General features: G+C 74.2%; 10 protein-coding genes. 7 read left to right on the forward strand and 3 right to left on the reverse strand.

The annotated features are described in order from the left end of the window. Nucleotides 1-3: 3 nt before the first annotated feature. The 7 genes from J5Y05_RS03445 to J5Y05_RS03475 all read left to right on the forward strand — a co-directional run bounded on the left by J5Y05_RS03445 (nt 4) and on the right by J5Y05_RS03475 (nt 10,715). A complete protein-coding gene (locus tag J5Y05_RS03445; RefSeq protein WP_210868230.1) occupies nt 4-915 on the forward strand; it encodes an ABC transporter permease in 912 nt (303 codons plus the stop codon). Then, nucleotides 912-1,886 carry an ABC transporter ATP-binding protein gene (locus tag J5Y05_RS03450; protein ID WP_307853690.1) on the forward strand — a complete coding sequence of 325 codons (975 nt, stop codon included), beginning with the start codon at nt 912-914 and terminating at the stop codon, nt 1,884-1,886. Before J5Y05_RS03445 ends, J5Y05_RS03450 begins: the two co-directional genes overlap by 4 nt. Next, nucleotides 1,879-2,559 carry an ABC transporter ATP-binding protein gene (locus tag J5Y05_RS03455; RefSeq protein ID WP_210868231.1) on the forward strand — a complete coding sequence of 227 codons (681 nt, stop codon included), beginning with the start codon at nt 1,879-1,881 and terminating at the stop codon, nt 2,557-2,559. The genes J5Y05_RS03450 and J5Y05_RS03455 overlap by 8 nt, the downstream gene beginning before the upstream one ends. A gap of 230 nt (nt 2,560-2,789) precedes the next feature. Continuing rightward, complete coding sequence (locus tag J5Y05_RS03460) at nt 2,790-4,385, forward strand: alkaline phosphatase D family protein (protein ID WP_210868232.1); 1,596 nt, start codon at nt 2,790-2,792, stop codon at nt 4,383-4,385. A 253-nt stretch (nt 4,386-4,638) separates the two neighbouring features. Then, a complete protein-coding gene (locus J5Y05_RS03465; RefSeq protein ID WP_210868233.1) occupies nt 4,639-8,556 on the forward strand; it encodes a glycoside hydrolase family 2 TIM barrel-domain containing protein in 3,918 nt (1,305 codons plus the stop codon). A gap of 141 nt (nt 8,557-8,697) precedes the next feature. After that, a complete protein-coding gene (locus J5Y05_RS03470) occupies nt 8,698-10,230 on the forward strand; it encodes an AlkA N-terminal domain-containing protein (RefSeq protein WP_281730663.1) in 1,533 nt (510 codons plus the stop codon). After that, on the forward strand, nt 10,227-10,715 hold the full coding sequence (locus tag J5Y05_RS03475) for a methylated-DNA--[protein]-cysteine S-methyltransferase (RefSeq protein WP_210868234.1): 489 nt from the start codon (nt 10,227-10,229) through the stop codon (nt 10,713-10,715). Before J5Y05_RS03470 ends, J5Y05_RS03475 begins: the two co-directional genes overlap by 4 nt. A gap of 18 nt (nt 10,716-10,733) precedes the next feature. On the opposite strand, the gene J5Y05_RS03480 is transcribed toward J5Y05_RS03475, so the two are convergent. The 3 genes from J5Y05_RS03480 to J5Y05_RS03490 are packed head-to-tail and all read right to left on the reverse strand — an operon-like array spanning nt 10,734 to nt 12,879. Beyond that, nucleotides 10,734-11,045, reverse strand: a complete 312-nt coding sequence (locus J5Y05_RS03480; RefSeq protein WP_210868235.1) for a hypothetical protein — start codon at nt 11,043-11,045, stop codon at nt 10,734-10,736. Further along, a complete protein-coding gene (locus J5Y05_RS03485; protein ID WP_210868236.1) occupies nt 11,045-12,433 on the reverse strand; it encodes a hypothetical protein in 1,389 nt (462 codons plus the stop codon). Before J5Y05_RS03485 ends, J5Y05_RS03480 begins: the two co-directional genes overlap by 1 nt. Beyond that, complete coding sequence (locus J5Y05_RS03490; RefSeq protein WP_247614019.1) at nt 12,430-12,879, reverse strand: hypothetical protein; 450 nt, start codon at nt 12,877-12,879, stop codon at nt 12,430-12,432. Before J5Y05_RS03490 ends, J5Y05_RS03485 begins: the two co-directional genes overlap by 4 nt. Between the last annotated feature and the right edge of the window lie 35 nt (nt 12,880-12,914).

A 12,914-nucleotide genomic window follows, 5' to 3' on the forward strand; every position in this document is an offset into this window, starting at 1 on the left:
CCCATGGCTGAGACCACGGTCGAGAAGACCGCCCCACGCGAGTCCGGTGCGGCCCGCGCCGCATGGCGCTCCCGGACCGGCACCCGCCGCTCCACCCGCACCCTGCGCCTGTACACCTCCGTCGTGCTGACCGGCGTGACGGTGCTCGCCGTCCTCGTCGTCCCCCCGCTGGTCCAGCTCGACCAGCAGGCCGTCGACCTGGCCGCGAAGCTCCGGCCGCCCAGCGCGGCCCACCCCTTCGGCACCGACGACGTCGGCCGGGACCTGCTGCTGCGCTGCGTCTACGGGCTGCGCGTCTCCCTGCTCGTCGGCGTCGCGGCGGCGCTGACCGCCACCGTCGTCGGCACCGCCGTCGGCGCCACCGCGGGCGCCCTCGGCGGCTGGGTCGACCGCGCCGTCATGCGCGTCGTCGACGCCTTCTCCTCCGTACCGCATCTGCTGCTCGGCGTCTTCATCGTCGCCATGTTCCGGCCCGGCGTCTGGCCCGTGGTGGCCTCCGTCGCGCTCACCCACTGGCTGTCGACCGCGCGGATCGTCCGTGCCGAGGTGCTCTCCCTGCGCGCCCGGCCCTACGTCGACGCCGCCGTCTCCGGCGGCGCCTCCCGGTGGCGGGTGGCCGTACGCCACCTGCTGCCCGGCGTCCTGCCGCAGGCCGCGCTCGCCGCCGTCCTCATGGTGCCGCACGCCATGTGGCACGAGTCGGCGCTCTCCTTCCTCGGGCTCGGACTGCCCACCCACATGGCGAGCCTCGGCAACCTCATCCAGAGCGCCCGCGGTTCGCTGCTCGCCGGGCAGTGGTGGCCCACCCTCTTCCCGGGCCTGTTCATCATCGTCCCCACCCTCGCCGTCGCCGGGCTCGCCGGCGTCTGGCGGGAGCGGATCAACCCCCGCCGCCGATCGGAGCTGATGCTGTGACCGGGCGAGCCCCCGTGCTGTCCGTACGCGGTCTGTCGGTGCGCTTCCTCATGCCGGGCGGGCGGCGCGTCGCCGCCGTCACCGACGCCCACTTCGACGTGGCACCCGGCGAATGCCTCGCCCTGGTCGGCGAGAGCGGCTGCGGCAAGTCCGTCCTCGCCTCCGCCCTCCTCGGCCTGCTCCCGGGCAACGCCCGGACGGCGGGCGAGGCGCTGCTCGGCCCGCTCGACCTGCTCGCCGCCGACGAACGCACCCTGGCCCGCACCGTACGCGGCCGGCTCGTCGGCCTCGTCCCGCAGAGCCCCGCCGCCCACCTCACCCCGGTCCGCACCATCCGCTCCCAGCTCGCCGAGACCCTCGCCGCGCTCACCCCGGTCCGCGGCCGGAGCGCCCTGCGCGCGGCCACCCGGGCCGCCGCCGAACGCGCCGCCTTCCCCGCCGACCACCTCGACCGCCACCCCCACCAGCTCTCCGGCGGACTCGCCCAGCGCGCCGCCACCGCCCTCGCCCTGGCCGGCGACGCGCCGCTGCTGCTCGCCGACGAACCCACCACCGGGCTCGACCGCGACCTCGTCGACCGCACCGTCGACGAACTGCGCCGCCACGTCGACGCCGACGAGGGCCGCGCCCTGCTGATGATCACCCACGACCTGGCCGCCGCCGAGCGCATCGCCGACCGGGTCGCCGTGATGTACGCCGGCCGGATCGTCGAACTCGCCGACGCCACCGCCTTCTTCGGCACCCCCGGACCCCGCCACCCCTACAGCCGCGGCCTGCTCCAGGCGCTGCCCGACCGCGCCTTCACCCCCATCCCCGGACTGCCGCCGGAACTCGGCGACCTGCCCGCCGGCTGCGCCTTCGCCGCCCGCTGCGCGCGGGCCGACGACGCCTGCGCCGAGCTGCCGCCGGCCGGCCCGGTCCTCTGCCACCACCCGCACACCGCCGTCCCGGAGGCCGCCGACCGTGCTTGACCTGCGTGCCGTCACCGCCGGATACCCGGGCCACCCCCCGGTGTTCCGGGACGTCTCCCTGACCGTCGCCCCCGGCGAGTCGGCCGGCCTGCTCGGCCCCAGCGGCTGCGGCAAGTCCACCCTCGCCCGCGTCGCCGCCCTCCTGCACCGCCCGGACGCCGGCACCCTGCACCTGGACGGGGAGCGGATACGCCACTGGCGTCACCGCGCGCCCCGCGCCCAGCGCACCGCCTTCGGCGTCGTCTTCCAGCAGCCCCGCCTCTCCGCCGACCCCCGGCTGACCCTCGCCGACCTCGTCGCCGAACCCCTGCGCGCCACCGGGGACCGCGAGCACCTCGGCGAACGGGTCGCCGCACTCGCCGCCCGGGTGGGCCTCACCGGCGACCTGCTGTCCCGCCGCCCGCACGAGGTCAGCGACGGCCAGTTGCAGCGGGCCTGCCTCGCCCGCGCGCTGGTGCTGCGCCCGCGCTGGCTGGTGTGCGACGAGATGACCGCCATGCTGGACGCCTCCACGACCGCCGCGCTGGTCGGGGTGGTCGAGGAGTACCGCGCCGAGACGGGCGCGGGACTCCTCGCCGTCGGCCACGACCGGGTCCTCCTGGACCGCTGGTGCGACCGCACCGTCGAGTGGAGTTCCCTGATCACGCCCGCGGCACAGGCACCCGCGCGGTAGCGTCGCGCAGGCCGCCCACCCCGCCCGCCGCGCACCGGCACCCACCCGCCGCCGGGGGAAGACGACAGGCGGGAAAGGCCACTCGCGGGAAAGGCCACACGCGGGAAAGGCCACACGCCGGGAAAGCGACATGCATCCGTCAAGCGCGGGTCACGGGCGCAGGGGCCGGGGTTCATCCGGCGCCGCTTGGCTGGACGCGGCCAGCCAGCCCCTCGCCGTCTGGAGGTTCGATGACCCCGTCACGCACCAGCATGGCCGGCCCCCTTCGCAGAAGGGGGTTCCTCGGCATCGCGGGGGCCGGCGCCGGTGCCGTGCTGCTCGGCGGCGGACCCGCGCCCGCCGCCGTGGCCGCGCCCCCGGCCCGCGCCCCGCGCGACCCGTTCACCCTCGGCGTCGCCTCCGGCGACCCGCTCCCCGACGCCGTCGTCCTCTGGACCCGCCTCGCCCCCGACCCCCTGGAACCCGGCGGCGGCATGCCCGCCCGCCCCGTCGCCGTGCGCTGGGAGGTCGCCCTCGACGAACGGTTCCGCACCGTCGTACGCCGGGGCGTGGAACACGCCGTCCCCGAGGAGGCGCACACCGTCCACGCCGACGTCCGGGGCCTCGCACCGCACCGCGAGTACCACTACCGCTTCCGCGTCGGCGACACGCTCTCGCCCGCCGGACGCACCCGCACCGCCCCGGCCCCCGGCACCGCCCCCACCGTCGACTTCGCGTTCGCCTCCTGCGCCAACTGGGAGGCCGGCCACTTCACCGCGTACCGGCACATGGCCGAGGAACGCCCCGACGTCGTCTTCCACCTCGGCGACTACCTCTACGAGTACGCGGCCGGCGCCAACGGCGACGTGCGCACCCACGTCGGCGGCGAGATGCACACCCTCGACGAGTACCGCCGGCGCCACGCCCAGTACAAGACCGACCCCGACCTGACGCTGCTGCACTCCGTCGCCCCCTTCATCGTCACCTGGGACGACCACGAGACCGACAACAACTACGCCGGCCTGATCCCCGAGAACCGCGACCCCGCCCAGGGCAACGACACCACCGAGCACTTCGCCGCCCGCCGCCGGGCCGCCTACCAGGCGTACTGGGAGCACATGCCGCTGCGCCGCTTCCGCAAGCCGGTCGACACCGGACTGCCGCTGTACCGGCGGTTCGTGTACGGGGACACCGCCACCTTCAGCGTGCTCGACACCCGCCAGTACCGCACCGACCAGCCCTACGGCGACAAATGGCAGGTCTCCGGCCCCGACCAGTGGGACCCGAAGGCCACCATCCTCGGCGAGGAGCAGCACGCCTGGCTGGAGGAGAGCCTCACCCGCTCCCGCGCCACCTGGAACGTGCTGCCCCAGCAGATCTACTTCGCCAACTGGGACGCCGTCGCCGGAGAGGACGACGGCGGCTACAACGACGGCTGGGACGGCTACCGCGTCTCCCGCGACCGCGTCCTCGGCCACGTCGCCGAACGCGGCATCGACAACTTCGTCGTCCTCACCGGCGACGTCCACGCCAACTGGACCAACGACCTGCGCCGCGACTTCGAGCGCCCCGAGACCCCCGTGCTCGGCAGCGAGTTCGTCTGCACGTCGATCACCTCCGGCGGCGACGGCACCGGCTCCCACGACCCCGGCCAGGTCTACTGGGACGAGAACCCGCACACCAAGTACTACGGCGACCGCCGCGGCTACGTCCGCTGCACCGTCTCCCGCGACACGTACACCGCCGACTACCGGGTCCTCGACCGGGTCACCCGCCCCGACGCCCCCGTCCGCACCGACCGCTCCTTCGTCATCGAGGCCGGGGTACCGGGCGTACAGACGCCCTGACCCGGCCGCCGGAGGCCGCTCCCCGCGCCCACGCCCCGCACCCCGGGGGGCGTGGGCGCCGCGCGTGGCCGAACCACACCACCAGGAACCGACAGAGACCGACGGGGTAATTGATTCGGTTGTGTTCGGGTCCTAGGGTGACCGTGGCTCAGCAGCCCTCCCCCCACCGGCAGTTCGCCCCCGGACCGCTCTCCCCAGCCGTCCCCGCACCGTGCGCCGAGCCATCCTCGGCGCCCCACGGAAGGCCACGGTCATGCCGCACTCTCCCGTGTCACCCCACGACCCCGCCCCGGCCCCCCGTCCCCGGCCGCTCGTCAGCCGGCGCCGCCTCCTGGAAGGGGGAGCCGCCGTGTTCGGCGCCCTCGCGCTCTCCGCCTCCACCGTCCAGGCGCGCTCCGCCGGACGCCGCGCGGACGCCGCCTTGGCCCCGGAGTGGAACGACTTCGGCGTCCACAGCGTCGGCACCGAGCCCCCGCACACCACGCTCATGCCCTACGCCGACCTCCCGCAGGCCCTCGCCGGCGACCGCACCCGCTCCCCGTACCGGCTCAGCCTCGACGGCACCTGGAAGTTCGCGCACGCCGACCGGCCCGAGGACCGCGACCCCGACTTCCACCGCACCGGCCTCGACGACTCCGGCTGGGACACCCTCCCCGTCCCCTCCGTCTGGCAGCTCCACGGCCACGACCTGCCCGTCTACCTCAACATCACCTACCCGTACTGGGGCGCCAACGGCCTCGGCGAGGAACCGCAGCCGCCCGCCGCCCCCACCCGGTACAACCCGGTCGGCCAGTACCGGCGCACCTTCACCGTGCCCCGCGACTGGTCCGGCCGCCGCACCTTCCTGCACTTCGAGGGCGTCAAGTCCGCCCACTACGTGTGGATCAACGGCACGCTCCTCGGCTACGACGAGGACTCCTACACGCCCTCCGAGTACGACGTCACCGACCACCTGCGCCCCGGCACCAACCACATCGCCGTGGAGGTCTACCGCTACGCCGACGGCGACTGGCTGGAGGACCAGGACATGATCCGGCTGAGCGGCATCTTCCGCTCGGTCTACCTCTACTCCACGCCCCCCGTGCGGCTGCGCGACTTCCGCCTGGAGACCCCGCTCGACGCCGCCTACCGGGACGCCGAGCTGAAGGTCACCGCGAGCCTGCGCGCCCACGGCAGACCGGCCACCGGCGACTACACGGTGGAGACCCAGCTCTACGACGCCGCCGGCCACGCCGTCTGGCCCCGCCCGCTGCGCCAGAGCGCCGACCTCGCCGCCGCCCCGGCCGGCCAGGACGTCACCGTGGAGGGGGCGAAGGCCGTCACCGCGCCCCGCCTCTGGTCGGCCGAACACCCCCACCTCTACACCGCCGTGCTCCACCTGCGCGATCCGGCGGGGACCGTGATCGAGACCCTGTCGCACCGGGTCGGCTTCCGCGAGTTCGCCCTCAAGGACGGGCTGATGCGGATCAACGGCCGCCCCGTCTCCCTGCGCGGCACCAACCGGCACGAGATGCACCCGGCCCGCGGCACCGCGCTCACCCGCGCCGACATGACCGAGGACATCCGGCTCATCAAGCGGATGAACATGAACAGCGTCCGCACCTCCCACTACCCGGGCAACCCGCTCTGGCTCGAACTCGCCGACGAATACGGGCTCTACGTCGTCGACGAGACCAACCTGGAGACCCACGGCATCCGCGACCGCTTCCCCGGCGACCACCCCGACTGGTCGAAGGCGTGCGTCGACCGCGCCCGCAACATGGTGCACCGCGACAAGAACCACGCCTCGGTCGTCATCTGGTCCCTCGGCAACGAGGCCGGCGGCGGCAGCACCTTCGTCGCCATGCACGACTGGGTCCGCTCCTACGACAAGACCCGCGTCATCCAGTACGAGGGCGACGACCGCCCCGGCATCAGCGACATCCGCTCGGCCATGTACGAGACGCCCCAGCGCGTCGAACAGCGCGCCGCGGACACCGCCGACACCCGCCCCTACGTCATGATCGAGTACTCCCACGCGATGGGGAACTCCAACGGCAACTTCCGCGAGTACTGGGACGTCGTGCGCCGCCACGACGTGCTCCAGGGCGGCTGGGTCTGGGACTTCGCCGACCAGTCGCTGCACTGGCCGGTCCCCGCCCGCACCCTGCTCACCGAGACCGGCCCGGCCGGACTGCGCGGCGAGATCCTCGCCCCCGGCGGCTCCTTCGACCGAGAGCGGGGCCTGTCCGGCGGCACCGTCTTCGCCCGCGACGAGCGGCTCGACCTCACCGGCTCGCTCACCCTGGAAGCCTGGGTCACCCCCGGCGTGCCCGGCTACCACCAGCCGATCATCGCCAAGGGCGACACCCAGTACGCCCTCAAGCAGAACCACCGCACCCTGGAGTTCTTCATCTACTCCGGCGGCCAGTGGATCACCGCGACCTGGGACGTGCCGGACGGCTGGACCGGCACCGAACACCACCTCGCCGGCGTCTTCGACGCCGACGCCGGCACCCTCACCCTGTACGTCGACGGCACCGTGCGGGCCACCCGCGCCACCACCCTGCGGCCCAGCGGCAACACCGCCGCCCTCTCGCTGGCCACCGACGCGGACAACCAGACCCGCGAGTTCACCGGCACCATCCGCCGCGCCCGCGTCTACGCCCGCGCCCTCGGCGCCGCCGACCTCGCCTCCGACCGCCGAGGCCCCGGCGACGAGGGCGTGCGCTTCTGGTTCGACGCCGAGACCGTCCGGGCCGCCCGGGAGCGGCCCCGGGAGAAGACCTTCCTCGCCTACGGCGGCGACTGGCGCGACAACCCCAACGACGGCGCCTTCTGCGCCGACGGCATCCTCACCGCCGACCGGCGCCTCACCGGCAAGGCCGCCGAGATCACCCGCGTCCTCCAGGCGGTCGGCGCGAGCCGCACCCCCGGCGGCGGACCCGGCGCCGTCACCCTCGTCAACGAGTACCTCTTCACCAGCCTGCGGGAGTTCGCCGGGAGCTGGCGCCTGGTCGCCGACGGCACGGCGGTGGGGGAGGGGAAGCTCACCCGGGACCAGCTCGACGTGGCTCCGCTCTCCCGCAAGGACATCACCCTGCCCGTCCGGCTCCCCGCGCGCCCGGCCGCCGGTACCGAGTACTTCCTCGAACTCTCCTTCACCCTCAAGGAGTCCACCCCCTGGGCCGAGGCCGGCCACGAGATCGCCCGGCACCAGCTCCCGCTGCCCTCCGACGCCCCCGCCGTCACCCCGGTACGGCTCTCCACCGTCCCCGCCCTGCGCCACGAGGACCGCGATGGCGAGGTCACCGTCCGGGGCAGGGACTTCGGCCTCACGCTCGACCGGCGCTCCGGCACCTTCACCTCCTACGAGGCCCACGGCACCCGCCTGATCGACTCCGGTCCGGTGCCCAACTTCTGGCGGGCGCCCACCGACAACGACAAGGGCACCGGCCAGCACACCCGCAACCAGACCTGGCGCGACGCCGGCGCCCGCCGCACCGTCACCGACGTCACCGTGCGCAGGCTGGGCGACCGGGCCGTCGAGATCGCCGTCGCGGGCACCCTGCCCACCCGGGTCGCCTCCGCGTACACCACGACGTACACCGTCTTCGGCAACGGCGAGATCAAGGTCGACCACACCCTCCACCCCGGCGCCCCCGACCTGCCCTACCTCCCCGAGGTCGGCTCGATCCTCCTCCTGCCGCGGAGCCTGGACCGACTGCACTACCACGGGCGCGGCCCCGAGGAGAACCACTGGGACCGCAACACCGGCACCGACGTCGGCCTGTACTCCGGCACCGTCGCCGAACAGTGGACCCCCTACATCCGCCCGCAGGAGAACGGCAACAAGACCGACGTGCGCTGGGCCGCCCTCACCGGCCGCGACGGCGTCGGGCTCCTCGTCAGCGGCGAACCCCTCCTGGAGGTCAACGCCTCCTTCTTCACCCCGGAGGACCTCTCCGCGGGCGTCCGCCACGACTACCAGCTCACCCCCCGCGACCAGGTCGTGCTGCGGCTCAACCACCGCCAGATGGGCGTCGGCGGCGACAACAGCTGGGGCGCCCCCACCCACGACGAGTACAAGCTCTTCGCCGGCCGCGACTACGCCTACACCTACCGGCTCCGCCCGGTCACCGACGTCGCCAAGGCCCTGTCCGCCTCCCGCCGCCCCACGGCGACGACGTAGCGGGCGGCCCGGCACGGGGGCGGGGCACCGGGGCCCGGCAACCCCGGGCTGGGGTTGCCGGGGGACCGGGCCTGCGGGAATCCGACGTCCGTGTCGGATTCCCGCCAGCCCCGGCCCCCGGCCGTCCCGCATGCTGGACCCATGCCGATGGGGATGCACACCGACACCGAGCGCTGCGTACGCGCCGTCCAGTCGAAGGACACGCGGTTCGACGGCTGGTTCTTCACCGCCGTCCTGACCACGCGTATCTACTGCCGCCCCAGTTGCCCGGCCGTCCCGCCCAGACCGGGCAACATGACCTTCTACCCGAGCGCCGCCGCCTGCCGCCAGGCCGGATTCCGCGCCTGCCGCCGCTGCCGACCCGACTCCAGCCCCGGCTCGCCCGAGTGGAACCACCGCGCCGACCTCACCGCCCGCGCCATGCGGCTGATCGCCGACGGCACCGTCGACCGCGAGGGCGTCCCCGGACTCGCCGCCCGGCTCGGCTACAGCACCCGGCAGATCGAACGCCGGCTCCTCGCCGAGGTCGGCGCCGGGCCCCTCGCCCTCGCCCGCGCCCAGCGCGCCCAGACCGCCCGCCTGCTCATCGAGACGACCCCGATGCCGATGGCGGACGTGGCCTTCGCCGCCGGCTTCTCCTCCGTACGCACCTTCAACGACACGGTCCGCGAGGTGTTCGCCCTCAGCCCCGGCGAACTGCGCGCCCGCGCGCCCCGCACCCGCGCCGACCGCACCACGGGCCCCGGGGCCCCCACCGCCCCCGCCACCGCAGGCACCCTCTCCCTGCGGCTCCCCTTCCGCGCCCCGCTCCACCCCGACAACCTCTTCGGCCACCTCGCCGCCACCGCCGTACCCGGCGTCGAGGAGTGGCGCGACGGCGCCTACCGCCGCACCCTGCGCCTCCCGTACGGCCACGGCATCGTGGCCCTCGCCCCGCGCGCCGGGCACATCGCCTGCCGCCTCACCCTCGCCGACCCGCGCGACCTCACCGTCGCCATCAGCCGCTGCCGCCGCCTGCTCGACCTGGACGCCGACCCGGCCGCCGTCGACGACCTGCTGCGCGCCGACCCGCTGCTCGCCCCACTGGTCGACGCGGCGCCGGGACGACGCGTGCCGCGCACCGTCGACGAGGCCGAGTTCGCCGTGCGCGCCGTCCTCGGCCAGCAGGTCTCCACCGCCGCCGCCCGCACCCACGCCGCCCGCCTGGTCACCGCCCACGGCGAGCCGGTCGACGACCCCGAGGGCGGGCTGAGCCGCCTCTTCCCCGCCACCGAGGCCCTCGCGGCGCTCGACCCGGAGCGACTGGCCCTGCCCCGCGCGCGCCGGGCCACCCTGACCACCCTCGTCGCCCGCCTCGCCGACGGCACCCTGACCCTCGGCGCCGGCAGCGACTGGGCGCCGACCCGGGAGCGGCTGCTCGCCCTGCCCGGCTTCGGCCCCTGGACGGCCGGCGTCATCGCCATGCGCGCCCTCGGCGACCCGGACGCCTTCCTCCCCACCGACCTCGGCGTCCGCCGCGCCGCCCGTAACCTGGGCCTGCCCGCCACCCCGGCCGCGCTCACCGCGCACGCCGCGGCCTGGCGGCCCTGGCGGGCGTACGCGGTCCAGTACCTGTGGGCGACCGACAGCCACCCGATCAACCACCTCCCCGACCGAGGACGGACCCCGGCATGAAGCAGCACACCGTCACCGACAGCCCCTGCGGCCCGCTCACCCTCGTCGCCGAGGACGGCGTCCTGTGCGGCCTGTACATGAGCGACCAGCGCCACCGCCCGCCCGAGGAGAGCTTCGGCACCCCCGACGACGCCCCCTTCGCCGAGGCCAAGCGGCAACTGGCCGCCTACTTCGCGGGCGAGCTGCGCGAGTTCACGCTCGAACTGCGCCTGCGCGGCACCGCGTTCCAGCGCTCCGTCTGGGAGCGGCTGCGCGCCATCCCGTACGGCGAGACCCGCACCTACGGACAGCTCGCCGCCGACCTCGGCGCCCCCACCGCCTCCCGCGCCGTCGGCCTCGCCAACGGACGCAACCCGGTCGGCATCGTCATCCCCTGCCACCGCGTCGTCGGCGCCAACGGCGCCCTGACCGGCTACGGCGGCGGCCTCCCCCGCAAACGCCACCTGCTCGCCCTCGAACAGGCCGCGCCGCAGGCCCTCTTCTGACCACCCCGGGGCGGCCGCCTACCCGCCCACGGCCCACCGCACCCCGGCGGCCACCCCGGCCACCAGCGCCGGACCGGTCCACCACCAGCGCACGACCCGCCGCACCGACGGCACCGCCCACAGCACCACCGCCGCCCCGGCGGCCCCGACGGCGAGCACGCACGACAGGACGATCCCCGCGTACGCGTCGTCGTCCCAGGTCCCGGAAGGCCGGATGGTCCACGCCGTCCAGCAGAAGTACGCGGCGACGACCGTGAGCAGACCGAGCGGCACCGCGAACACCACCCGCAGCCAGGCCCGGTCGTCGTCGACGGGAGAGTGATGAGCCATCAGCGCAGTGCGCTCCTTGCCTCGTCGAGATTGTTCATGAAGCCACGGCCGTAAGCCTGGGCGTCGTCCGTCTGCCAAGAGGGGCCGCCGTTGTACCGGGCGGCGAGTTCGCCGTACTGGGCCGGTGTCATCTCCTTGGCCGGAACGTCGGCGAACTCGCTCTCCGCCTTGAGCTGGGCCAGGTACTCGGAGGCGATGAAGATGTTCTGCGCGGGGTCCTGGAGAGCGTCCTCCACCACGTTGCGCTGTTGCTCGGTGAGGTGGGCGGGGTCGTAGCCGAGAACCTCGGCGCCACGGCGCACCTGGATGGCGATGGGGCCCATGGAGGTGTTGTCGGGGTCCCCGCCCAGACGCCACGGCAGGCTCTCCGGCGCGATGGGGCTCAGCGGGGAGTCCGCCTGTTCGCGGAGGGTGTCGGTGATGTCGTCCAGGATGCCGGGCTGTCCGCCGATCTCCTGCCAGGCGATACCGGCGACCATGTCCGGCGGCAGGCCCGCGTTGCGCGCGGCCGACTCGATGATCTCCTTGTTCGCGGTGATCCATTCGGCGCGCTCCCGGGCGTTGCCGGGAGGGCTCCAGTAACTGTCCCTGGCGTCGGGCAGGCTCGCGACGCGGAGCCGGATGTCGCGGAGCGTGGGGGAGACGATGTCGTCCCCGGCCGCGGGGTAGTAGTCCTGCTTCGGTCCGCTGCCGGGCAGCCGTGTCAGCGGGTTGTCCCTCGCCTCGGCCGCCTCTCGGCGCAACTCGCCGATCGCGGAGACGATGTCGACGCGGTCGATGAAGCCCATGCGGAAGTCGGGTAACAGGTCGTACGCCTGCTTGAGCTGATGGACGCAGATCTCGCGTGCCTCGCGCTCGACGGTCCCGGCCAGGTGGAAATCGCCGCCGGCGGCGTCGTGCAGCCGGTCGGCCTCGTCGCGGATGTCGTCGACGTCCATGGTGAGTTCGGCCAGGAAGTCCAGGACGCCGGTGGTGGCCCGCATGTCCTCCCACTGGCGCATCGGTTCGGCCTGCTGGGCCGCGCGGGTGATCGCCGTGCCCTTGGTGAGGATCAGCTTCGAGAGGGCTTGCTCGTTCGCCTTGCCGTTGGCGTAGTGGGCCTTGGCGGTCGCCAGCGCGAACGCGTAGTCACGCAGGGCGCCGGCGGCCTTGCCGTACCCCTCGGCGAGTTCGGCGACGAGTTTGCGGCTTTCCGCGAGCCGGGCCTCGTAGTGCCGGCTGCCCTCGCTCTTCCACCGGGTGTGTCTCTCGGCCCGCTCGGCCGAGGGGGCGATCTCCGTGAGCATGTCGTGCAGGCGGGTGAACTCGTCCGCGTTCCGTTCGACGAGCGAGGAGTTGCAGCTCTCCAGGAACTCGACGTCCTCGCGGTGGCTCAGGCCACTGCTCATCGCGCCTCCGGAGCCACGTACTGCCCGTAGCGCAGGATGTTGTCGAGGAAGTGCCGGGCCGTGTCGCCGTCGACCTCCACGAAGCCGCCGCCGGCGGTGCGCAAGCGGGTGGAGAGCGCCGCGAACAGGGCGACCGCGTCGAGGTACTGGTCGTCGGCGAAGGTGGCGAAACGCGCCACCTGCCGGGCCACTTCCTCATGTGCCCGGGGCAGCCTCGCCATGGTGGTGAGTTCGGCGTCGGGCCGGCCCTCGTGCAGAAACCCGGCGATCTCGATCAGCAGGTTCGCGTTGCCGTTGATCGAGGTGGCGTTGGCCACCAGGCTTCCGGCGGCCGGTGCGCCCGTGTCGCCGCTCGCCTCCGGCGGCAGGTGATCGATCTGTGTGGCCGTCGGCTGCCGTGCCAGCGCGTCGGCCTTGAGTTGAGCCCATTCCTCTGCGAAAGACAACCCGTTCCCCCTTGATCGGATGCCTGTTCTCCCTT

The organism is Streptomyces tagetis, from assembly GCF_018069565.1.
Classification (GTDB): domain Bacteria; phylum Actinomycetota; class Actinomycetes; order Streptomycetales; family Streptomycetaceae; genus Streptomyces; species Streptomyces tagetis.